Source organism: Streptomyces sp. TAA486, from assembly GCF_000426165.1.
Genome location: NZ_AUEV01000014.1, coordinates 12089 through 33917 on the forward strand (window position 1 = coordinate 12089; position 21829 = coordinate 33917).

20 protein-coding genes are annotated in these 21829 nt (G+C 70.8%); 8 read left to right on the top strand and 12 right to left on the bottom strand.

The genetic code is table 11. From position 1 onward, the window contains the following. Nucleotides 1-25 precede the first annotated feature (25 nt). Nucleotides 26-553 carry a DUF1697 domain-containing protein gene (locus I004_RS0118900; protein WP_028436782.1) on the top strand — a complete coding sequence of 176 codons (528 nt, stop codon included), beginning with the start codon at nucleotides 26-28 and terminating at the stop codon, nucleotides 551-553. Between the two features lie 285 nt (nucleotides 554-838). After that, nucleotides 839-2071 carry a S8 family peptidase gene (locus I004_RS0118905; protein ID WP_028436783.1) on the top strand — a complete coding sequence of 411 codons (1233 nt, stop codon included), beginning with the start codon at nucleotides 839-841 and terminating at the stop codon, nucleotides 2069-2071. Between the two features lie 78 nt (nucleotides 2072-2149). On the opposite strand, the gene I004_RS39520 is transcribed toward I004_RS0118905, so the two are convergent. Next, the gene (locus tag I004_RS39520; RefSeq protein WP_028436784.1) at nucleotides 2150-2329 is read right to left on the bottom strand and encodes a hypothetical protein; all 180 of its coding nucleotides are present in this window, start codon (nucleotides 2327-2329) and stop codon (nucleotides 2150-2152) included. Between the two features lie 58 nt (nucleotides 2330-2387). Here I004_RS39520 and I004_RS40380 point away from each other — a divergent pair, with 58 nt between their 5' ends. Both I004_RS40380 and I004_RS0118915 read left to right on the top strand, forming a co-directional pair. Next, a complete protein-coding gene (locus tag I004_RS40380) occupies nucleotides 2388-2471 on the top strand; it encodes a putative leader peptide (protein ID WP_343070934.1) in 84 nt (27 codons plus the stop codon). 307 nt (nucleotides 2472-2778) lie between these two features. Beyond that, nucleotides 2779-3330, top strand: coding sequence for a winged helix-turn-helix domain-containing protein (locus I004_RS0118915; protein ID WP_028436785.1), 552 nt, complete (start codon nucleotides 2779-2781; stop codon nucleotides 3328-3330). A gap of 91 nt (nucleotides 3331-3421) precedes the next feature. On the opposite strand, the gene I004_RS0118920 is transcribed toward I004_RS0118915, so the two are convergent. The 9 genes from I004_RS0118920 to I004_RS0118960 form a co-directional block, all read right to left on the bottom strand. Further along, the gene (locus I004_RS0118920; RefSeq protein ID WP_028436786.1) at nucleotides 3422-4186 is read right to left on the bottom strand and encodes a sirohydrochlorin chelatase; all 765 of its coding nucleotides are present in this window, start codon (nucleotides 4184-4186) and stop codon (nucleotides 3422-3424) included. A 135-nt stretch (nucleotides 4187-4321) separates the two neighbouring features. After that, a complete protein-coding gene (locus tag I004_RS0118925) occupies nucleotides 4322-5704 on the bottom strand; it encodes a GTP-binding protein (RefSeq protein ID WP_028436787.1) in 1383 nt (460 codons plus the stop codon). Nucleotides 5705-5706: 2 nt separating this feature from the next. Further along, nucleotides 5707-6642: a sulfate adenylyltransferase subunit CysD gene (gene cysD, locus I004_RS0118930; protein ID WP_051345188.1), complete on the bottom strand. Its 936-nt coding sequence runs from the start codon at nucleotides 6640-6642 to the stop codon at nucleotides 5707-5709. Continuing rightward, nucleotides 6639-7196 carry an adenylyl-sulfate kinase gene (gene cysC / locus I004_RS0118935; RefSeq protein WP_028436789.1) on the bottom strand — a complete coding sequence of 186 codons (558 nt, stop codon included), beginning with the start codon at nucleotides 7194-7196 and terminating at the stop codon, nucleotides 6639-6641. Before cysC ends, cysD begins: the two co-directional genes overlap by 4 nt. 28 nt (nucleotides 7197-7224) lie before the next feature. Further along, entirely contained in the window at nucleotides 7225-7935 is a 711-nt protein-coding gene (locus I004_RS0118940; protein WP_028436790.1) for a phosphoadenylyl-sulfate reductase, read from the bottom strand. Next, entirely contained in the window at nucleotides 7932-8171 is a 240-nt protein-coding gene (locus I004_RS0118945; protein ID WP_028436791.1) for a hypothetical protein, read from the bottom strand. Before I004_RS0118945 ends, I004_RS0118940 begins: the two co-directional genes overlap by 4 nt. Nucleotides 8172-8286: 115 nt before the next feature. Beyond that, nucleotides 8287-9984, bottom strand: a complete 1698-nt coding sequence (locus I004_RS0118950; protein ID WP_028436792.1) for a nitrite/sulfite reductase — start codon at nucleotides 9982-9984, stop codon at nucleotides 8287-8289. A 446-nt stretch (nucleotides 9985-10430) separates the two neighbouring features. Then, nucleotides 10431-11069 (bottom strand): GNAT family N-acetyltransferase, encoded by a 639-nt coding sequence (locus I004_RS34785; RefSeq protein WP_051345189.1) that lies wholly within the window; start codon nucleotides 11067-11069, stop codon nucleotides 10431-10433. Beyond that, nucleotides 11066-12979: a P-loop domain-containing protein gene (locus I004_RS0118960; protein ID WP_486580127.1), complete on the bottom strand. Its 1914-nt coding sequence runs from the start codon at nucleotides 12977-12979 to the stop codon at nucleotides 11066-11068. Before I004_RS0118960 ends, I004_RS34785 begins: the two co-directional genes overlap by 4 nt. A 288-nt stretch (nucleotides 12980-13267) precedes the next feature. Between I004_RS0118960 and I004_RS0118965 the strand changes: the two genes are divergently transcribed. Continuing rightward, nucleotides 13268-14227: a carbohydrate kinase family protein gene (locus I004_RS0118965; protein WP_028436794.1), complete on the top strand. Its 960-nt coding sequence runs from the start codon at nucleotides 13268-13270 to the stop codon at nucleotides 14225-14227. Between the two features lie 454 nt (nucleotides 14228-14681). Here the strand turns inward: I004_RS0118965 and I004_RS0118975 are convergent, their stop codons facing one another. Further along, nucleotides 14682-16127 (bottom strand): NCS2 family permease, encoded by a 1446-nt coding sequence (locus I004_RS0118975; protein WP_028436795.1) that lies wholly within the window; start codon nucleotides 16125-16127, stop codon nucleotides 14682-14684. A 261-nt stretch (nucleotides 16128-16388) separates the two neighbouring features. On the opposite strand from I004_RS0118975, the gene I004_RS0118980 reads away from it, so the two are divergent. Then, nucleotides 16389-17063 (top strand): DNA-binding protein, encoded by a 675-nt coding sequence (locus tag I004_RS0118980; protein ID WP_028436796.1) that lies wholly within the window; start codon nucleotides 16389-16391, stop codon nucleotides 17061-17063. Between the two features lie 67 nt (nucleotides 17064-17130). On the opposite strand, the gene I004_RS0118985 is transcribed toward I004_RS0118980, so the two are convergent. After that, nucleotides 17131-18831, bottom strand: coding sequence for an acyl-CoA dehydrogenase family protein (locus I004_RS0118985; RefSeq protein ID WP_028436797.1), 1701 nt, complete (start codon nucleotides 18829-18831; stop codon nucleotides 17131-17133). Between the two features lie 18 nt (nucleotides 18832-18849). Between I004_RS0118985 and I004_RS0118990 the strand changes: the two genes are divergently transcribed. Both I004_RS0118990 and rsgA read left to right on the top strand, forming a co-directional pair. Next, the gene (locus I004_RS0118990) at nucleotides 18850-19977 is read left to right on the top strand and encodes a YihY/virulence factor BrkB family protein (protein ID WP_028436798.1); all 1128 of its coding nucleotides are present in this window, start codon (nucleotides 18850-18852) and stop codon (nucleotides 19975-19977) included. Nucleotides 19978-20506: 529 nt separating this feature from the next. Next, complete coding sequence (gene rsgA / locus I004_RS0118995) at nucleotides 20507-21619, top strand: ribosome small subunit-dependent GTPase A (RefSeq protein WP_028436799.1); 1113 nt, start codon at nucleotides 20507-20509, stop codon at nucleotides 21617-21619. Nucleotides 21620-21829: the final 210 nt, after the last annotated feature.

Sequence of the window (21829 nt, forward strand, 5' to 3'; positions counted from 1 at the left end):
GCCCACCTCTTCTAAGCTGCCGCACATGACGACTTATGCGGCGCTACTGCGGGGGATCAATGTGGGCGGCCACAAGAAGGTGCCCATGGGCGAGCTGAGGAACGTCATGTCGGGCCTTGGCTGGAGCGACGTCCGCACGTATCTGCAGAGCGGCAACGCGGTCTTCACCACCGACGACGCCGACCCGGGCGACCGCCTGGAGCGCACCATCGAGGAGCACTTCGGCTTCGAGGTCCGCTGTCTGGTCCGTACGGCTGAGGAGTTGCGCGCCGTGGCGGCCGCCTGTCCCTATCCGGCGGCGGAGCTGGACCCGGCCAAGCTGCTGGTCCTCTTCCTCGAAGAGGTCCCGAACAAGGGGCACTTCGACTCGGTGGAGGAGGCGAAGTTCGCCCCCGACACCTTCCAGCACGCGGGCAGCGCCGTGTACTGCTACTTCCCGGACGGGATGGGCCGCAGCAAGCTCCCTGCCGCTCTCGAGGCCGTGCGCCCCAAGGTGACGATGACCGGCCGCAATTGGCGAACGGTCCAGCGGCTGATCGAGCTGGCGAGCTGAACCGTTCGCGAGTCGAACGCGGCCCGCTCAAGAGTTGAACGCAGGTGAGTCATGTCGGTCAGATATGTGACCGAACTGACGCCTCGTCAGGCCAAGTTGGGGTGATACGGGGCGCTTTGGTGAGGCGCTTCGAAAGTTGTGTATGTCACACCCGCTCATACGGGTTGAGGTGAGCGGATCAATCAGACAGTGTTTCGAGTCACCCGGTTGCGGATCTTCGTGCCCGCGGACCGGGGGTGACAACAGACATAAAACCCCCCACACCTCACGAGGAGGACCCTCGTCATGGCAACCAACACGCCCAGAAGCCCGGAGAAGTCCGCCAGGCGTCGTCGTATCACTGTGGCCACCGGTGTCGCCGCGGCGGTGATCGGGGCGGCCACGCTGCTGACGCTGCCTGCCGGCGCCGCTCCGGCCGAGGGCCACGTGTTCGGCACCAAGGCCAAGGGCACTGTCGACGGCAGCTACATCGTCATGCTGAAGGACAACAAGGGTGCCAACTCCGTGAAGGCTGCGGGGAGCGACCTGGCCGACCAGTACGGCGGCAAGGTCAAGAACACCTACGACTCCGCCATCAACGGCTTCTCGGCGAAGGGCCTCAGCGCCAAGGAGGCCCGCCAGCTGGCCGGCAACTCCCAGGTCGAGAAGGTCGTCCAGAACCACACCTTCACGGTGAACGAGACGCAGTCCAACCCGCCGTCGTGGGGCCTGGACCGCATCGACCAGAAGGACACCAAGGGCGACAAGAAGTACACCTTCCCGGACACCGCCGGTGAGGGCGTGACCGCGTTCGTCATCGACACCGGTGTCCGCATGACTCACAAGGACTTCGGCAAGCGTGCGAAGTCCGGCTTCGACGCCATCGACGGCGGCGAGGCGGACGACGGCCAGGGCCACGGCACGCACGTCGCGGGCACCATTGCCGGCACCGACCACGGTGTCGCCAAGAAGGCCAACATCGTCGCCGTGCGTGTGCTGGACGACCAGGGCTCCGGCACCACCGAGCAGGTCGTCAAGGGCATCGACTGGGTGACCAAGAACGCCAAGGGTCCCTCCGTCGCCAACATGTCCCTCGGTGGCCCGAAGGACGAGGCGCTGGACGCCGCGGTGCAGAAGGCCGTCGACTCCGGCATCACCTTCGCCGTCGCCGCGGGCAACGAGAGCCAGGACGCCGACAACGCGTCGCCGGCCCGGGTGAAGGACGCCCTGACCGTCGCCGCCAGCGACGACGCCGACAAGCAGGCCGACTTCTCCAACTTCGGCAAGCTGGTCGACATCTACGCGCCCGGCGTCGACATCGTCTCCGCGACCAACACCGGCGACGACGCCACGGAGACGCTGTCGGGTACCTCGATGGCCTCCCCGCACGTGGCGGGCGCCGCGGCGCTCTTCCTGGGCGCGAACAAGGACGCCAAGCCGGCGGACGTCGCCAAGGGCCTGAGTGAGCAGTCGACGAAGGACGCGATATCCAACCCGAGCGAGGGCACGAAGAACGAGCTCCTGAACGTCGGCAAGTGACCGACCAGTCTGCCCGCTGAGCACTGAGCGGGCAGCTCCTGGAGCTCCGTCAGCACCACCGGCCGCCCGTCGCGCTCCTCAAGGGGCGCGGCGGGCGGCCGCGTTCGTGCCGCCCGCGTCCTGGCCGTACGGGGTCTCGGTGGCCGTTCCTGCTGCGGCCCAGCGCGGGTGTCCCGTGGACTTCTGCACCTGATCGTGTTCTTCCTCGCCCTCGGCCGGCCCGTGGCTGCGGTTGCCGCGCATTGCCTCTTCCGGCATTCGAGACGTTCCGTGAATTCATTGACGGCGCCCCGTAATTGCTGGCAAGCTCATTTCCGTGAATCAGTCTGCGATTCTTGTAGCGCGTCTGCACGTCGACCTGCGACGGCACGCCAGCGCCATCTGTGCCGCTGGTTCCTGAGCCCTGCGCTCGGCTGATTCCGGTTCCGCCCTGCTCTCTGCTCCGCCCCTCGCGGGGCCGATCCGAGCTGCGGTTCTTCCGTTCGTTCCATGACCACGCGAGGTCTCCGTGAACGACGGCTGTTTCCGGATTCGCCTTTCACCCGTCCACTGAGCGAATTCCCGCCGTTTCACCGCCGCCTGCCGCACGCGATCCGCAATTTCCTGGTCCGCGTGCCGGCGGTGTGCCGTGTTCCTCACGGCAGTTCGGACAGGGGCCTCACCCGTACCGGTCCACTCATGAGAATTCTCCGTGAAGGAGCCCCCGAATGACTTCCGCCCTTTCCGCCGCCGCGCGCCATCTGCGCGTGGTCGACGAGAAGGCCTCCGGCGATCCCGCCGCCCGCGATGAGCCCTGCGGACAGACGCCCCTCGTGGGCTACGTCGTGCTCGTCCCGCAGGGCACCGACCCGAACGAACTCTTCACCGCCGACGGCACGAGAGTCCGGCTGCGCCCCGCGCTGCCCGCGGATCTGCCCCCTGCGAGGCAGCTGCCCGATCAGCCGCCGCCGCAGCCCCCGGTCGCGGCGGCGGAGGGTCTGCACGTCGATCCCGACCGGCACACCGCGCAGGCTGACGGACGCCAACTCGACCTGACCTACCTGGAGTTCGAGCTGCTCGCCCACTTCGTGGCGCACCCGCACCGGGTGCACAGCCGCAGCCACCTCGTGTCCGCGCTGTGGGGCTACAGCCACGTCGGGGACGGCCGCACCGTCGATGTGCACGTGGCCCGGCTGCGGCGCAAGCTCGGCCGCTTCCGGGACACGATCGTCACCGTCCGCCGCGTCGGCTACAAGTACGAGCCGGCCAGGGCGCTGTGAGGTCGGGCGTGAACGCCTGCTGAGAGGTGGGCAGCCGGAGCCGGGCGCGCGGCCCTTTGGCAGGGGCCCGCCCGGCGCCGGACGCGGGCCGTCAGGCGCTCAGCGCCAGCGGCCCGCGCGCGGCCGCCTCGTCGTACCGCAGAGCCAGCAGCTCCGCCAGCTCCGGCGAGGGACCCAGCACCGGCGCGAGCACGTCGGCCCTCGCCTCGATCGCGCCGTTCCGGATGCGGTCGGGAAGATGACCGGGCGCGATGACGTACGGGGCCACCGCCACATGCCGGACGCCGTCGGCACGCAGTCCGCGCACGGCGTCCTCGGTACGGGGAAGGGAGGCGGAGGCGAACGCAGGACGCACGGCACACCAGTCACCGGTGCGCCGCCACTCCCGCGCGGTCTGTGCGATCACCGCGATCGCCTCCGGGTCGGAGGAGCCCGCCGAGGCCAGCACGACCCCGGTCGAGCGGTGCTTCCCCTGCCGCAAGCCGGCCTCGCGCAGCCGGCGCTCCAGAGCGCCGACGAGCAGCGGATGTGGGCCCAGCACGTCGGCCTGCCGCACGCGCAGCCGCGGTAGTCGGCACGTCACCTCGTTCAGCACGGCGGGGATGTCGGACTTGGCGTGGAAGGCGCGGCTGAGCAGCAGCGGCAGGGCGACGATGTCGCGGACGCCCTCCGCGTGCAGCCTCTCCAGGAGTCGCGGCACCGACGGGGCGTTGAATTCCAGATATGCCGCCTCCACGCGCAGCGCGGGACGCAGCGCCCTCACGCGCGCACACAGCGCCGCGACGGTCGCGGCGTGCCGCGGGTCGCGGCTGCCGTGTGCGATGACCACGAGGGTGGGTCGTGTCGCATCGTGCATGGCGGTCGTCCGTTCCTTCTACGTCCGTGTCGGAGCCCGGTCAGGCCGGGGCGGGTCCTCCCGGAGGCTGTCGGGCCTGACGGGGCGGTTCTGGGCCCGGGCCGATGTCGGGGCGGTGCGGGTAAGGGCTGCCGTCTAGAAGTCCCAGCCGTCGTCGTCCGGCGCCCGTCCGGCCTCGGCCTCGGCGGTCTCCCGCACGGCGTCGGCGAAGGCGTGGCCGGCCATGCCCGCGGTGAGCGTCGAGCCGTCCGCGGGGTCGATGAGGACGAAGGAGCCGGTGCGGCGCGAGTCGGCGTACGCGTCGACGGGCAGCGGCTCGGACGTGCGCAGCACCACGCGTCCGATGTCGTTGGCGACCAGGCGCCCCGGTTCGGGGTGCTGGGAGAGGTCGTCCAGCGTCAGCCGCGAGGGGATCTCCTTCACGATCGCCTTGACGGTGCGGGTGGTGTGCTTCAGCAGCACGCGCGCACCGGGCGTCAGAGGCGTGTCATGAAGGTGGCAGACGGTGGCGGTCAGGTCCTGGCTGGGAGTGACGGTCGCGTCGGACGGCACGATCATGTCGCCGCGGGAGATGTCCAGGTCGTCCGCGAGCAGTACCGTCACGGACTGCGGCGCCCAGGCCACGTCCACGGACTGGCCCAGCGCGTCGAGGCCCTCGATGGTGGAGGTACGTCCGGAGGGCAGCACGGTCACCCGCTGCCCGACACGCAGCAGGCCGGAGGCGATCTGGCCGGCGTAACCGCGGTAGTCGGGACGTTCGGCCGTCTGCGGGCGGATGACGTACTGGACGGGGAAGCGTGCCGGGTCGTCGCTGGGGTCGTCGCCGACGGCGACGGTCTCCAGGTGCTCCAGCACGGTCGGGCCGCCGTACCAGTCCATGTGGGCGGACGCGGTCACGACGTTGTCGCCGACGAGGGCGGAGATGGGAATGGCGGTGATCTCCGGGACCCCGAGGGAGGCCGCGTAGCGGGTGAACTCCTCGGCGATGCGCGCGAAGACGTCCTCGTCGTAGTCGACGAGGTCCATCTTGTTGACCGCGAGGACGACGTGCGGGACACGCAGCAGCGCGGCCACGGCGGCGTGCCGGCGCGTCTGCTCCACGACGCCGTTGCGGGCGTCGACGAGGACGACGGCCAGTTCGGCGGTCGAGGCGCCGGTGACCATGTTTCTCGTGTACTGCACGTGGCCCGGTGTGTCGGCGAGGATGAACCGCCGCCGCGGGGTGGCGAAGTAGCGGTAGGCGACGTCGATGGTGATGCCCTGCTCCCGCTCGGCACGCAGACCGTCGGTCAGCAGCGCCAGGTCGGGAGTGTCCTGGCCGCGGTTGCGCGAGGCGGTCTCCACCGCTTCCAGCTGGTCGGCCAGCACCGACTTCGAATCGTGCAGCAGCCGTCCCACCAGAGTCGACTTGCCGTCGTCGACGGAGCCGGCGGTCGCGAAGCGCAGCAGCGAGGTCGCCGCGAGCCCGGCGTCGGCCGCGGCGTCCGCCGGCCCCTGACCGGAGAAGGAGGTGGTCATGATCAGAAATACCCCTCGCGCTTGCGGTCCTCCATGGCGGCCTCCGAGAGCTTGTCGTCGGCCCGCGTCGCACCGCGCTCCGTCAGCCGGGACGCGGCGATCTCGGCGATGACCTTCTCGATGGAGTCGGCGTCGGAGTCGACGGCACCCGTGCAGGACATGTCGCCGACGGTGCGGTAACGCACCTTGCGCTGCTCCACCCGCTCGTCGTCGCCGGGACCGCCCCACTCGCCGGGAGCCAGCCACATTCCGGCGCGGGAGAAGACCTCGCGCTCATGTGCGTAGTAGATGGCGGGGAGTTCGATCTTCTCGCGGGCGATGTACTGCCACACGTCCAGCTCGGTCCAGTTCGACAGCGGGAAGACACGCACGTGCTCGCCCGGAGCGTGACGCCCGTTGTAGAGCTGCCACAGCTCCGGCCGCTGACGTCGCGGGTCCCAGCCGCCGAACTCGTCGCGCAGCGAGAACACCCGCTCCTTGGCCCGCGCCTTCTCCTCGTCGCGGCGTCCGCCGCCGAAGACCGCGTCGAAGCGGTTGGTCTCGATGGCCTTCAGCAGGGGGACGGTCTGCAGCGGGTTGCGGGTGCCGTCGGGGCGCTCCTTCAGCTCACCACTGTCGATGAACTCCTGCACCTCGGCCACGTGCAGCCGCAGCCCGTGCTGCGCCACCACGCGGTCGCGGTACTCGAGGACCTCGGGGAAGTTGTGCCCGGTGTCCACGTGCAGCAGCGTGAACGGCACCGGCGCCGGCGCGAAGGCCTTGAGCGCCAGATGCAGCATGACGATGGAGTCCTTGCCGCCGGAGAAGAGGATCACAGGGCGCTCGAACTCGCCCGCGACCTCGCGGAAGATGTGCACACCCTCCGACTCCAGCGCGTCCAGATGCGAGAGCGCGTACGGGTTCTCCCGTTCCTCCAGCGTCGTGACAGCCGTCCTCACAGCAGTCCCCTCTCACTCAGCAGCGCGCGCAGCGCCGCAGCGGATTCCTCCACGCCCTGCCGGTGTGCCTCGATCCGCAGATCCGGCTCCTCGGGGGCCTCGTACGGATCGTCCACGCCCGTCAGTCCGGAGATCTCGCCCGAGGCCTGACGCGCGTACAGTCCCTTCACATCGCGCTCGGAGCACACCTCCACCGGAGTGGCCACGTGCACCTCCAAATAGCCGGTTCCGGCGGCCTGGTGGCGCTTGCGCACCGCCTCACGGCTGTCCGCGTACGGCGCGATCACCGGTACGAGGACGGTCACGCCGTGCGAGGCGAGCAGCTCGGCCACGAAGCCGATGCGCTGCACGTTCAGGTCGCGGTCCTCGCGGGAGAAGCCGAGCCCCGAGGAGAGGAACGTACGGATCTCGTCCCCGTCCAGCACCTCCACGCGGCGGCCCTGCGCGGCGAGTTGCTCCGCCAGCACGGTCGCGATCGTTGTCTTGCCCGCGCTCGGGAGTCCGGTGAGCCAGACGGTGGCCCCGGCCTCCTGCCGCTGTGTCGCTGTCGTCATCTCCCGCTCCCTGTCACGGAGTTCACCTTCACAGGTGGATCCCGCACTCGGTCTTGGCCTGGCCCGACCAGCGTCCGGCGCGGGCGTCCTCGCCCTCGAGAACGCGCCGTGTGCATGGCGCGCATCCCACCGAGGGGTAGCCGTCGGAGAGCAGCGGATTGGTCAGCACCCCGTGTTCGGCGATGTAGGCATCGACGTCGGCCTGAATCCAGCGGGCGATCGGCGAGACCTTGACCTTCTGCCGGCGCTCGTCCCAGCCGACTACGGGCGTGCCCGCACGGGTGGGCGACTCGTCCCGGCGCAGTCCCGTCGCCCACGCGTCGTAGTGGCGCAGACCCTCCTCGAGGGGTGCCACCTTCCGCATCGCGCAGCACAGATCGGGATTCCGGTCGTGCAGCTTCGGGCCGTGCTCGGCATCCTGCTCGGCGACACTCTGCTTCGGCGTCAGCGTGACCACCTCGACGTCCATGACGGCGGCCACGGCGTCACGCGTGCCGATCGTCTCGGGGAAGTGGTAGCCGGTGTCGAGGAAGACGACGCGGACGCCCGGGACGACGCGTGACGCGAGATGCGCCACCACCGCGTCCTCCATGGACGAGGTGACGCAGAAACGGTCACCGAAGGTGTCCGTGGCCCAGCGCAGGACCTCCAGCGCCGGTGCGTCCTCCAGGTCCCGGCCCGCCTCCTCCGCGAGCCGCTGCATCTCCTCGGCGGAATGCCGTTGTGCGGCTGTCGTCATGGCGTGCGCCGTCCTTCCTGGCTGCCTTCGCCGCCCGCACTGTCCGGGCCGGCGCCTCCGCGCTGCAGCCCCCTGGCCAGCAGCCCGAGGAACGCGAGCTTGAACGCCCGGTTGCAGGCGGCGCACTCCCAGGCCGCGCCCTTGCCCGCGCCCGCTGCCTCGCCGGTCTCCTCGGAGGGGCGCAGGTCCTCGTCGCCGCAGTAGGGGCAGTAGAACGGCGCCGCACGCTCACTCACTGTGTCCCCCGTTCAGCCTCGGCGCGCTCTGACGCGTCGGCTTCCCTCGTCACTGCTCGCTCCTTCGTCGTTGCGCGGCTTCTCGGTCCAGCCGACGCCGCGCGCCGAGGCTCACTCACTTCAGCGCACCTTCTTCCGCGCGAGCCGCCCACTGGGCGAAGCGCTCGCCGTCCTCGCGCTGCTCCTTGAAGTTGAGCAGCACGCGCTCGATGTAGTCGGGCAGTTCCGTGGCGGTGACCTTCAGGCCGCGGACCTTCCGGCCGAAGCCCGGCTCCATTCCGAGGGAACCGCCAAGGTGCACCTGGTAGCCCTCGACCTGCTCGCCGTCGGCGTCCGTGACGAGCTGGCCCTTCAGACCGATGTCGGCGACCTGGATGCGGGCGCAGGAGTTGGGGCAGCCGTTGAGGTTGATGGTGACCGGCTCGTCGAACTCGGGGAGACGGCGCTCCAGTTCGTCGATGAGCGACGAGCCGCGTGCCTTGGTCTCGACGATGGCCAGCTTGCAGAACTCGATGCCGGTGCAGGCCATGGTGCCGCGGCGGAAGACCGACGGGCGGGCCGTGAGGTCGAGTGCCTCCAGCGCCTCCGTCAGGGACTCCACCTGGTCCGCGGCGACGTCGAGGACGATCATCTTCTGCTCGGCGGTGGTACGCACGCGGCTCGAGCCGTGCGTCTCCGCGAGGTCCGCGATCTTGGCGAGTGTCCCGCCGTCGACGCGGCCCACGCGCGGTGCGAAGCCGACGTAGTAGTTGCCGTCACGCTGCTCGTGCACGCCGATGTGGTCGCGCCACTGCTGGACGGGCGCCTCGGGCGCGGGGCCGTCCGCCATCTTGCGCAGCAGGTACTCGTCCTCCAGCACCTGACGGAACTTCTCCGCGCCCCAGTCGGCGACGAGGAACTTGATGCGGGCGCGGGTGCGCAGCCGTCGGTATCCGTAGTCCCGGAAGACCGAGACGACGCCCTCGTGCACGTCCGCGACATCCTCGATGGGCACCCAGGCGCCCAGCCGTACGCCCAGCTTGGGGTTGGTCGACAGGCCGCCGCCGACCCACACGTCGAAGCCGGGGCCGAGCTCGGGGTGTTCGACGCCGACGAACGCGACGTCGTTGATCTCGTGCGCCACGTCGAGCAGCGGCGATCCGGAGACCGCGGTCTTGAACTTCCGCGGCAGGTTCGAATAGGCGGGATTGCCGATGACCCTGCGGTGGATCTCGTCGATGGCGGGCGTGCCGTCGATGATCTCGTCGGCGGCGATGCCGGCGACGGGGGAGCCGAGGATGACGCGAGGAGTGTCGCCGCACGCCTCGGTGGTCGAGAGGCCGACGCCCTCCAGCCGGCGCCAGATCTCCGGCATGTCCTCGATGCGGATCCAGTGGAACTGGACGTTCTGCCGGTCGGTGATGTCCGCGGTGCCGCGTGCGAAGTCCTGGGAGACCTCGCCGATGGTGCGCAGCTGCTGTGTCGTCAGCTGCCCGCCGTCGATGCGCACCCGGAGCATGAAGTACTCGTCGTCCAGCTCCTCCGGCTCCAGGACGGCGGTCTTGCCGCCGCTGATCCCGGGCCTGCGCTGGGTGTACAGACCCCACCAGCGCATACGGCCGCGCAGGTCGGCGCCGTCGATGGACTCGAAGCCGCGGTGTGCGTAGATCGTCTCAATGCGTGTCCGCACATTGAGACCGTCGTCGTCCTTCTTCGTCTGCTCGTTGCCGTTGAGCGGAGTGAAGTGACCGGCGGCCCACTGCCCTTCGCCGCGATGGCGTCCGGCCTTGCGGCGGCTCGGTGAGGAAGCGGGACGCTTGGAGGTGTCGGCCATGGCAGTTGTCCTTCGGATCCTTCAGGTGTCCTTCGGGCGTAGCCCGGCCGGGCGGCCGGGCAGCCGGACACGGCCGGTCGTCGAAGACGGGTGCGTGTCAGCGGGTACGCGCGCGCGGCACACCTGTGACGTCCTTGCGTGGGGCGTTTCGCGCACGCGCGGAAGGCAGGGAGGGCCGCGGCGGTTCAGTCGGTGGGAGCGCAAGCCCGCGACGATGAGGGCGGCTCGTGATGGTTGGTGCTGGGACTGTCAGCCCGCGCGACAGATGGCGCTGGACATGCGGCCGAAGTCGACGTGGCGTCGACTCACCAAGGCGATTCCAGCGCGAGACATGACGGAAGCCTCGCACGGTGCCGAACGGGCAGTCCACCAATATCCAGTATGTGGACGATCCTGTCCCGAATAACGGGACGATGCCCTCTTGACAGCAAGCGAAAGGACGGTCCTCACTCCGGAGCCGGGCGCTGCGCCGGCGGCCTCGGGGCGGCCGCCGCATCCCCCTTCTCCCCGGCCGTTTCCCGCGTCACTTCCTTGGCGAAGATGCGGAAGCCGCGCCCCTGGTAGTTGCCCAGGGCGTACGGACCGTCCTTGCTGCATGTGTGCAACCACACGCGGGAGGTCGGCGGCCGCCCGTCCCACCGGTCCGCCAGATCCCAGGCGCGGCGGGTGCCGTGCGCGAGCAGCCGTCCGCCGATGCCGCGGCCCCGGAACTCGGGAAGCAGGCCGAAGTAGCTGATCTCCACGGTGCTGCCCGGAGGGGCGCCGCGCCCCGAGGTGTCCTCGGTCGCGCCGTCCAGCTCGATGTAGCCGGCGGGCGTGCCCCGTTCATAGGCCACCCAGGTTTCCACGCCCGGGCGCTCCAGCCAGAGGCGCCACTGCTCCCGCGTCCACGGCAGCCGGTCGATCCACTCCACGTCCTGGCCGACCTCGCTGTAGAGGAACCGGCTGAAGGCCACGGAGGGCAGCTCGGACCGCACGATCCGCAGTCCGGTCGCATCGTCCACGGGGCGGGCGTCGATCAGGTCCCCGGGAGCCGTCTGCTCCAGGGACCACGTGGTGACGGTTCGCGTCGCGTTCTCGCTCAACCGCTTCTCTCCGTACTCGCTCCAGGCGTGCTTGCCCCCCTGCGGACGCGCAGGCCGCGCACACGGTTGAGTGCCGCCGCCGTTTCGAAGCGCCGCGGCACGGCGAAGTCCTCGTCCCGCACGGCCAGCAGCGCATCCGCGCCCGCCGCCGCCAGATCGGCGTCGAGCAGGTCCAGCGCTTCCGCGAGCGTACGCGTGCCGTCCACATGCCCGCGGCGCACCATCAGGTCGAGCGCGAGGCCGATCCCCGCGACCTGCCGGGAGTCCGCGATCTGCTCCACGGAGCGCAGATCGACCTCGTGCTCCCCAAACGTCAGCGCGTCCTCGCCGCGCGAGCGCACACGACGGCGGCCCCGCGACTCCGGCTCCAGCGACGCCGGGTCGGGACTGCGGTGCACCACCGGCGGGAAGCTCTCGGCCTCGGCATGCCGTCCCGTCGGTACGGACGCGACCTCGCGCGCCCGCTCCGTGACGTCGGAGGGACGGTAGGCGTCCATCATCAGCACCAGGTCGGCGACCTCCAGGTAGTCGCCGGAGCCGCCCATGACCAGCACCGTCGAGACGCCGTGGTCGCGGTGGAGGGAGCGCACGGAGTCCACCAGCGGCGTCAGCGGCTCACGCTCCTTGGCCACCAGGGTCTGCATGCGGGCGTCGCGGATCATCAGATTGGTCGCCGCGGTGTCCTCGTCGATGAGCAGCACCCGCGCCCCCGCCTCGACGACCTCGCACAGGGACGCCGCCTGTGAGGTGGAGCCGGAGGCGTTGTCGGTCGAGAAGTCGGTGGTGTCGGAGCCGTCCGGGAGATGGCCCACGAACGCGTGTACATCCACCCGCTCCACGCGTCGCCCGTCCTCGGCACGCAGCTTCACCGTCTCAGGGCGTGAGACGACGAGTTCACGCCCGTCGCCTGGCACGTGGTCCCAGATGCCAGTCTCCAGGGCGCGCAGCAGCGTCGACTTCCCGTGGAAGCCGCCGCCGACGATCAGACTCACGCCCTCGCGCAGTCCCATGCCGGTCACGTTGCCGGCGTTCGGCAGCCGGACCGTCATGCGCATCCCCTCGGGCGAGGAGAACGGCACGATGCCCTCGCCCTTCGCCGGACGGTCGTCCACGCCGCTGCCCCGCGGCAGCACCGCTCCGTCGGCGACGAACGCGACCAGACCGAGCCCGGGCAGCGCCTCGCGGAGCGCGTCGGAGTCCTCGACCGTCTCCACGAACTCGTCCACCGCCGCCGCGTCCAGCGACTCGAACCGCAGCGCACGTTCGGCGATGTCCGGCACGAGCCGGCACAGCAGGCGCTGCGCGGTACGGGCGTCGATGCGGCGGCCGTTGCCGGGCAGCGCGAGACCGAACCGGAGCGTCACCGCGCCGTCCTCGGCGGAGACCTGGCACGAACCCCGGTCGAGCACCTCCTGGCCGCCCGCGTCGATCCGCAACGCCCGCTCACCGCCCGCGACCTGGGCCGCGCGGCGCGCGAGGAAACTCGCGAGGGCGCGGCGGCGGACCGGAGTGCTCCACAGCGCGGACGGGAAGCCGGCACGTTCCGCGGGCACCCGCACGGCCACGCGCGCCGGCGGCGCGAAGGGGTCGGCCTGGCCGCGCACGAGCCGCAGGCTCTCCCCGGTCGTCTCCGCGCCCGGCATCTCCCACGTACCGACGAGGCCCTTGTACCTGCCGTACGAGGCGCCCTCCAGGCGGGCGAGTTGCTGCTCCAGCCCTCCGCGCGGGGTTCCCTGGGTGTGCGACGTGCCGTCCTCGCGCGGTCCACGGCCGCCGGTACTGCCGGTACTGCCGTCGCGCCGAGCGTGCGGTCCGTGTCCCTCGCGCCGCGCGTGAGGCCCGCCGCGGCTGCTTCGTGCTCCGCGGTGCGCCCGGTGGCCGCCGGGGTCGCGGCCCTGCTCACGTGGCACTGCGCCTTCCCTTCCGCCGGAGGCTGTCTGCGTCCGGACGATACATACCGGACGGCTCATGGTCCGCCGCAGGGGAGCGGCTCGCTCCGGCGCGACCGGGTCACCGGCACGCACCTCGCCCGGTACGCATGCACGGCTGCCCGCATCCCGTCCGTATGCACGAATGCCTCGTTGACAGGGTCACAGGCGGCTGCTGGACTCCAGCGCGAGCCATGGCCGGGCCCGCCGCCCCCGGTCGCCGCGTCCCGAAGCCACCCCGGCCCCCGAGCCCGAATCCGTGAGGTCCGCATGCCCGCGCCAGTCCCCGCCGCCGCTCCCGTCGCCGTGCTCGGTGAATGCGTCGCCGACGCGTTCGTCAGGCCCCCGGCCACGGAGGCTCAGACCCCGGCGATCGGACTGGACGTGCTGCCCGGCGGCGGCCCCGCCAACACCGCCGTCGCACTGGCGCGGCTTGCCACGCCCACCCGCTTCCTCGGACGCATCTCCGGGGACGTCTTCGGGAGGCTCTTCCGCGACCATCTGGCCGGCTCCGGCGTCGACTTGAGCCGAACGGTCGCCGCGCGCGAACCCAGCACCCTCGCCGTCGCCGACGTCGACGAGGACGGCCGCGCCGACTACTCCTTCCACGCGGAGAACACCGCCGACTTCCAGTGGACGCCGCAGGAACTCGCCGCCGCGTCCGACGGGCCCCTGTCCTGCCTGCACACCGGTTCGCTGGCGCTCGTACGGCCGCCCGGCGGGAAGGCCGTCGAGGACCTGCTGGCGGACGTACGGGAGCGCGCGACCGTGTCGGTCGACCCCAACGTCCGTCCCCTGCTGGTGGATCCGGCCGCCTACCGCAGCGCCCTGCCGCGCTGGTGCGCCGCCGCCGACATCCTGCGTCTCTCCGACGACGACCTTGCGCACCTCGACCCCGGCGCCACCCCGGAGCAGGCCGCCGAGACCTTCCACGCGCAGGGCGCCCGCCTCGTCGTCGTCACGCTCGGTGCCGACGGCGTCTTCGCCTCCGTCGACGGCGAGCGGCTGCACGCGGCCGCGCCGCCGGTGAGCGTCGTCGACTCGGTCGGCGCGGGGGACTCCTTCATGGCGGGCTTCCTCCACTCCTTGCACGGCGCCGGTGCGCTGGGCGGCCGCCTGTACGCCCTGACGCCCGAACAGGTCGCCGCCGCCCTGGACTTCGGCGCCCGCGTGGCCGCCGCGGTGTGCGCGGTCCGCGGGGCGAATCCGCCCTGGGCGGGAGAGGTGTAGCGACCCGATTCCGCAAACGCTTTCCTCGGTTCGCGCATCAACTGCATGGAAATGTGGGCCAGTTGAAAGCGGGGGGGTGGTGAGGAGAACCCAATGAATGGGTCGTCGCCCGACGACAGGGCTTACCGAAACCGCCGTCCGGACAAAGCTGTTGGGGTTATCGGACCAAGAACGAGAATTCCACGGCGATCTCTACGGGCAACTCGTCGAACTCCTCGGCAGCCAGGGGGCGTTCCTGGAGCGAGCCGTGCACCTCGCGGTGAATGCGATCGGCGACTCCGCGCATCGCTTGTACGGGCCCGGGGAGGAGCCTCGGGCTGGACTTCGGCGCCCGATCCCGCGCCGAGGTGTGCTCGGGCCAGTCGGCCGGAGTGGCGCGCGGCCGCCACCAACGCCACCGGGGGTGGCCTCGGCGCCGCGCCGAGGCCACCCCCGGTGGCGGATGCTCGGGCGCCTACTGCGCGCCGAGGAGGGACTTCACCGGCTCGATGGCGAAGTAGACGAGGAACAGCGCCGCGCTGCCCCACAGCAGCCAGTGGACTTCCCGGGCCCTGCCCATGCACGCCTTGATGACCACGTACGCGATGAAGCCGGCGCCGATGCCGTTGGTGATGGAGTACGTGAACGGCATGACCGCGATGGTCAGGAAGGCGGGGATGGCGAGCTCGTAGCGGTCCCAGTCGATGTGCTTGACCTGGGTCATCATCAGGAACCCGACCACGACGAGCGCCGGGGACGCCGCCTGGAGGGGCACGATGGTCAGGACCGGGGTGAGGAAGAGGGCGAGACCGAACAGGCCGCCGGTGATGAGGCTGGAGAAGCCGGTCCGTGCGCCTTCGCCGACACCTGCTGCGGATTCGATGTAGGTGGTGGCGGACGAGGCCGATGAGGCGCCGCCGGCGACCGCGGCCGCACCGTCGATGAGCAGGACACGCCCCAGGCCGGGGACCTGGCCGCGCTCGTCGAGGAGCCCGGCCTCGGCGGTGACGCCGACGATGGTGCCCATGGTGTCGAAGAAGTCGGACAGGATCAGGGCGAAGACGAGCAGGACGACCGTCAGGATGCCGACCTGTCCGAACGCGCCGAAGACGTCGAAGGCGCCGATGAGCCCGAAGTCGGGGGCGGCGACGGGGTTGTCGGGCAGGGTCGGGGAGGTGACACCCCAGTTCTTCACCTTGGCGAACTCGTTGATGACGATGGCGACGACGGTCATCAGGATGATGCTGATGAGGATCGCGCCCTTGATCTTGCGGGCGACGAGAACGATCGTCACGAGCACGCCGAGGCAGAAGACCAGCATGGGCCAGCCGGTGAGGGTGCCGGTGCCGAGCTGAACGGGAACGGTGGTCTTCGCGGCGTCCGGGATGCGGGTGACGAAGCCGGCGTCCACGAAGCCGATGAAGGCGATGAACAGGCCGATGCCGACGCTGATCGCCTGCTTGAGGGGTTGCGGGATGGCGTGCATGACGGCCTCGCGCAGCCCCGTCATCACCAGGATGCTGATCAGCACGCCCTCGAGCACGATGAGGCCCATCGCGTCTTCCCAGTGCATGAGGGGAGCGACCTGGAAGGCGACGATGACGTTGATGCCCAGACCGGTGGCCAGGGCGAGCGGCAGGTTGCCGCCGACGCCCATGATCAGGGTCATCACGCCGGCCACCAGGGCGGTGGCGGTGGCCAGTTGGGCGCCGTCCAGCTGGTTGCCGAACTTGTCCTCCGCGCTGCCCAGGATGATCGGGTTGAGCACGAGGATGTAGGCCATCGTGAAGAACGTGGCGAACCCGCCGCGTATCTCCCGGTTGAACGTCGAACCGCGTTCGCTGATGCGGAAGAACCGGTCGATGGGGCCCCCGGCTCCGGTGTGCGGCGCCTCGGGTGGGCGATGCGTGCTCGTTTGCATGTCTGCGTCTCCTGGACCAACAGGTGTGAGGGGGAAGCGGGGCGCCTGGAGCGTGTGACGGTCGGTGTTACGCATGTGACGCCTTGCCGAGCGGATCATACTGGGCAGCGGGAATTTCACAATTGTCTCGCCGCATCAGAGGTTTAAAGCCCCGAGTCGGCCTCGTGGGTTCCTACAGAATCACCCCCGATCTATCTCCCAAAAGGGATGCAGGGACTGCAACCCATGGAGTTGCCGTGTGTAACCCCCTACTCTCTCCCCGTGCATCCACCGATCTCCTTCAACGCGCGCGCCGCCCGAACCATGCGCGAGAGACTGGGGATGGCCCCTGGCCACGTCGCTTACGGCATGCGCGCCTCCTACGGCATGAGTCACGTCAGCCCCGACCACATAACCGCATGGGAACGCGGCGACGCCTTCCCCAGCGCCAACGAGGTGACAGCCCTGGCGGGCGCCTTGTGGTGCCACCCCGGCGAACTCATGGGCCGGCCCCGTACGTTGCTCGAACACCGGCTCGCCCGCGGCATGTCCGCCGACGACGTCGCACGCCTCATCGGCCTCGACCTCGATGCGTACCGGCGCATGGAGGAATCGGGCCGTTGGACGGGCGACAAACGGCAGGCCGCCAACCTCGGCAGCCTCCTCAAGCTTCCGCCACGTGACTTCATCGCGGTCACCGGTCAGGAGGAGGAGCTCGCCCGTCTCCTCACCGAAGCCGTCAACACCCGCTGGCAGGCCCACGTCCGCGCCATCGCCCGGCTGGTCGCCATCGATCGCAAGGAGCTCCAGGAACCCCTGCGGGACATGCAGCAGGAGTACCAGGGGCTCATGGCCGCCACCCTCGGCCGCGCCAGCACCAACGCCACCGCGGAGGAAGGGCGCCGCTTCATGGAGGAGATCGTCGAGCGCTTCTGGGCCCGGCTCCCCGAACACTGACGGCGCTGCCCTCAGCCCCCGGCTCCGCGCGCGGCGCTTTCCGGGGTTCCGCGACCGCCTTCCGGGATCACCGCACCTCCGGCCGGGCCCGGTCGGCGATCGCGGCGAGGTCCAGCGTGCGTGGCAGCGTGCCGAAGGCCGATCCCCAGTCGCCGCCGAGGCGCGAGGCGCAGTACGCGTCGGCGACGGCCGCGGGCGCGTACCGCACCAGCAGCGAGCCCTGCAGGACCTGTGCCATGCGCTCCACGAGGCGCCGGGCGCGCCCCTCGATGCCCTCCAGGTCCGACAGCTCGGTCAGCAGGTCCTTCATCGCCGCGTCCAGCCGGTGGTCCGCGCCGCGGGCGTGGCCGGTCTCGACGAGGAACGCGTCCAGCGCCTCCGGCGAGCGCTGCAGTGCACGCAGCAGGTCGAGTGCCTGCACGTTGCCCGAGCCCTCCCAGATCGAGTTGAGCGGCGCCTCACGCAGGAGCCTGGGCATCCCGGACTCCTCGACGTACCCGTTGCCGCCGAGGCACTCCAGCGCCTCACCCGCCACCGGTGTCGCGCGCTTGGTGACCCAGTACTTCGCCGCCGGCAGCGCCAGCCGCAGCAGTTGCCGCTCCTGCTCGGCGTTCCCACCGCCGCCGTGCGCCGCGTCGAACGCCGAGGCGAGCCGCATCGTAAGCGCCGTCGCCGCCTCGGACTCCAGCGCCAGGTCCGCCAGCACGTTCTGCATCAGCGGCTTCTCCGACAGCAGGCCTCCGAACGCGCTGCGGTGCGCTGCATGGTGGGTGGCCTGCGCGACGGCCTGACGCATCAGCGAGGCCGAACCCGTCACACAGTCCAGACGCGTCGCGGCGACCATCTCGATGATCGTGGCCACCCCACGGCCCACGTCGCCCACGCGCCGCGCCCACGTCGTCCCGTCGAACTCGACCTCGCTGGAGGCGTTCGAGCGGTTGCCGAGCTTGTCCTTCAGTCGCTGGATGCGGAACGTGTTCCGGGACCCGTCGGGCAGCACGCGCGGCACCAGGAAGCACGTCAGTCCCTCCTCGCGGCCGTCCCCGCCACCTTCACCGGTGACCTGTGCCAGCACCAGGAAGACGTCGGACATCGGTGCCGAGCAGAACCACTTGTGGCCGCGGAGCGTGTACTCGCCGCTCCCGGCGCCGTCGCCCGTCAGCGGCACGGCGACCGTCGTGTTGGCCCGTACGTCGCTGCCGCCCTGCTTCTCGGTCATGCCCATCCCGGCGATGGCACCGGCCTTCGCCCGCGCCGGACGGTCCAGCCCCGGCTCGTAGACGTGCGAGGAGAGCAGCGGCTCCCATTCGGCGGCGACATCGGGCTCCCTGCGCAGCGCCGGCACCGCCGCGTGCGTCATCGAGACCGGGCAGCCGTGGCCCGCCTCGACCTGACTCCACACGAAGAAGCCCGCGGTACGCCGCAGTTGGCCGTCCGGCCGCGACCAGGCGTCAGTCAGACCCGCACCGACGGCACGGTCCATCAGACGGTGCCAGGCGGGGTGGAAGTCGACCTCGTCGATGCGGTTGCCGTAGCGGTCGTGCGTACGCAGCACGGGCGGCACCTCGTTGGCCTGCCTGCCCCACTCCTGGACCTCCGCGGAACCGGCGCTGAGGCCCAGCTCGCTCAGTTCGGCACGCACGGCCTCGGAGTGCTCGGGCGAGCCGTTCCGGTCGACCGCCTCGGTGAGGGCGGGGTCCGCCGCGAAGATGTCGTAGTCGACAAGGGGGGGCGGCTGATTGGTCACGGTGTGAGTCGAGGCTGGCATGGCAGATACGTTAAGGAGGTGCAGCCAGCCGACGAAACCCCACCGCGCCAGGGCGGACGCTTCCGCAGGGTGCGCGTCGTCTACAGGAACGTACCCAAACGCAAGATGTCGTGGCTGTTGCTCAAGGACACCGTCAACTCGTGCGTGGAGTACCGGGTGCTCGGCCTCGCGGCCGAGGCGGCGTTCTTCACCCTGATCTCCATCCCTCCGCTGCTGCTGGGCCTCATCGGCCTGCTGGGCTATCTGGACGCCTGGATCGGCACCGACACCATCGCCTCGATCAGGCAGAACTTCCTGGACGCCTCCGCCGCGGTGCTCTCCGACCGCGGAGTGAGGCAGCTGGCCAGGCCCCTGATCGACGACGTCATCCGCGGCGGGCGGCCCGACGTGATCTCTCTCGGATTCGCGCTGGCCCTGTGGTCCGGGTCGCGTGCGGTCAACGTCTTCATCGACACCATCACGGTGATGTACGGGCTGGACGGGCAGCGCGGCATCGTCAAGACCCGGCTGCTGGCCTTCCTGCTCTACCTCGTGGCCCTCCTCGTCGGCGCCGTCGCGCTGCCGCTGATGGTGGCGGGGCCGGAGGCCGTGGTGCGGCTCGTCCCGCAGGCGCAGTGGGCGGTCACCGCCTTCTACTGGCCCACGGTGCTGCTGCTGTCGGTGGCATTTCTCACCACGCTCTACCACGTGTCCGTGCCCGTGCGTTCCCCGTGGCGGGAGGACATTCCCGGCGCGCTCGTGGCGCTGGTGATGTGGGTGGTCGGCAGCGTGCTGCTGCGTCTCTACATCACCAACACCGTCGAAGGGCCCACGATCTACGGGTCGCTGGCGGCCCCTGTCGCCGTGCTCCTGTGGATCGGTGTCTCCGCGTTCGCCGTTCTGGTGGGCGCGGCCGTCAACGCGGCGATCGACCACGTGTGGCCGTCCGTCGCGACGGCCGCGGCCCGGCGCATGAACGAGCGGGCGCGTGAGGAGGCCGCCGCGGAGGTCGTCGCGGCGGCGGCCGCGCGGCGCGCGATGCGCAGCGCGGAGAGCACGGGCGGCGACGACGAGTCGGACGCACCCGCTGAGTTCCCCGAGCGCTGGACGAAGTTCCTCCCGCACGGCGACTTCCGGGCGCGGCTGCGTTCACGCCGCCACCGCTGAGGGCGCGTGGGCGGTGCTGTTCCTCGTCGCGCGCATGACTCCGCTCGGCGATGACTCCGGCCGGCCATGACTCGGCCGGGTGCGCTGCGGACCGGGGGGAAAACCGTTCGCGGTGGGCTGGAGGTCTGGTTAGGCTCCCGGACGAGTGACGAGCGGCCCCTGTGACGCGGGGGCGTCCGTGAAACCGCGAGTGAGCAGGAGGTGAGGACCGATGGCCGTCGTTGTGGTGGGCGCTGCCCGCATCCCGAAGTCCGTTGACTCCACCTCCGTGGTCCCCGGCTGACCCACGGCCGAGTGCCGCCGGCGCGCTGACCGTGCCCCATCCGGCCCGGCCCGTACCGGAAGCGCGCACAGCCGGAGCCACCCTTCGCGAAGGGTCACTCCCGTGAACTCTCTCAACAGTTCAGATCTCCATGGCTCCATCAACTCCCCGGATCACCAGGGCTCCCCGGACTCCCCGGGCTCGTCCGATTCCGCGGACCCCTCTGCCCCTGCCCCTGCCTCCACTTCGGCTTCCGATCCGCATCCGCTGCGGCGCTACGGCTGGGACAGCCGCGTCGCAGACGCCTTCGCCCCGTACGAGGACGAGGGCATGCTTCCCGCGCGCATCGTCCGCGTCGACCGCGGGCTGTGCGACGCCGTCACCGCCGAGGGCGTCGTACGCGCCGGCACCGGCCCCGTCGCGACCAGCGATCCGACCCGGGCCGTGTGCACCGGCGACTGGGCCGCGCTGAGCCCGGGTACGGCACCGGACGCCTCCGGACCAGAAGCAGGACCGGGCGGAATGCCGGAGGTGCGGGCGCTGCTCCCGCGGCGAACCGCCTTCGTGCGCTCGACGTCCAGCAATCGCTCCGAGGGCCAGGTGCTAGCCGCCAACGTGGACATCGCCCTCATCGCGGTGTCGCTCGCGGAAGAACTCGAACTCGCGCGCGTCGAGCGGTTCGTGGCGCTGGCGTGGACAAGCGGCGCCCGGCCGCTGATCGTCCTCACCAAGGCCGATCTCGTCGGAGACCCGGGCACGCTCGCTCAACTCGCCGCCGACGTCGAGGCATCGGCGCCCGGCGTCGAGGTGCTGGCCGTCAGCGCCGCCGAGGACGAAGGGCTCGAAGCACTGACCGCGGTCGTCGGCGGCGGCACGTGCGTACTGCTGGGCCGGTCCGGCGCGGGCAAGTCCACCCTGGCCAACGCGCTGCTCGGTGAGGACGCGCAGGACGTACGGGCCATCCGCGACAGCGACGGCAAGGGCCGGCACACCACGACCACCCGCGATCTGCTGCCCCTGCCCGGGCCCGCGGGCGGCGTGCTCATCGACACCCCGGGTCTGCGCGGAGTGGGCCTGTGGGACGCGGAGGCCGGCGTCGGCAGCACCTTCTCCGAGATCGAAGCGCTCGCCGAGGAGTGCCGCTTCCACGACTGCCGGCACGAGTCCGAGCCCGGCTGCGCGGTTCTCGCCGCCGTCGACGACGGCACGCTGCCGCAGCGCCGCCTGGAGAGCTACCGCAAGCTGCTCCGCGAGAACGCCCGCATCGCGGCCCGTACCGACGCGCGGCTGCGGGCCGAACAGAAGCGGCGCTTCAAGGAGATGTCGGCGGAGGGACGGTACAACGCGGAACGCAAACGCGGACCGCAGCGGAAACCCTGACCGACCGACGGCAGGACGCCGGACGGCAGCCCGGAGCACGGCTCGAAAGCGACCAGAGGAGAGGGGAACGCGAGAGGGGCGTGCGACAGGGGCGGGGTGCGGCGGTTGCTACCGTCACCGGTGCTCCGCCCCGCCGATGCCCTCAGCGGCAGGACACCATCGAAGGGCCCCCGTTGACCACGTTCGGACCTCGCGAGTTCCAGCTCGTAC

Coding starts and splice junctions, on each gene's coding strand:
- I004_RS0118900 (WP_028436782.1), top strand. CDS start 26: ATGACGACTTATGCGGCGCTACTGCGGGGGATCAATGTGGGCGGCCAC.
- I004_RS0118905 (WP_028436783.1), top strand. CDS start 839: ATGGCAACCAACACGCCCAGAAGCCCGGAGAAGTCCGCCAGGCGTCGT.
- I004_RS39520 (WP_028436784.1), bottom strand. CDS start 2,329: ATGCCGGAAGAGGCAATGCGCGGCAACCGCAGCCACGGGCCGGCCGAG.
- I004_RS0118915 (WP_028436785.1), top strand. CDS start 2,779: ATGACTTCCGCCCTTTCCGCCGCCGCGCGCCATCTGCGCGTGGTCGAC.
- I004_RS0118920 (WP_028436786.1), bottom strand. CDS start 4,186: ATGCACGATGCGACACGACCCACCCTCGTGGTCATCGCACACGGCAGC.
- I004_RS0118925 (WP_028436787.1), bottom strand. CDS start 5,704: ATGACCACCTCCTTCTCCGGTCAGGGGCCGGCGGACGCCGCGGCCGAC.
- cysC (WP_028436789.1), bottom strand. CDS start 7,196: ATGACGACAGCGACACAGCGGCAGGAGGCCGGGGCCACCGTCTGGCTC.
- I004_RS0118940 (WP_028436790.1), bottom strand. CDS start 7,935: ATGACGACAGCCGCACAACGGCATTCCGCCGAGGAGATGCAGCGGCTC.
- I004_RS0118950 (WP_028436792.1), bottom strand. CDS start 9,984: ATGGCCGACACCTCCAAGCGTCCCGCTTCCTCACCGAGCCGCCGCAAG.
- I004_RS0118965 (WP_028436794.1), top strand. CDS start 13,268: ATGCCCGCGCCAGTCCCCGCCGCCGCTCCCGTCGCCGTGCTCGGTGAA.
- I004_RS0118975 (WP_028436795.1), bottom strand. CDS start 16,127: ATGCAAACGAGCACGCATCGCCCACCCGAGGCGCCGCACACCGGAGCC.
- I004_RS0118985 (WP_028436797.1), bottom strand. CDS start 18,831: ATGCCAGCCTCGACTCACACCGTGACCAATCAGCCGCCCCCCCTTGTC.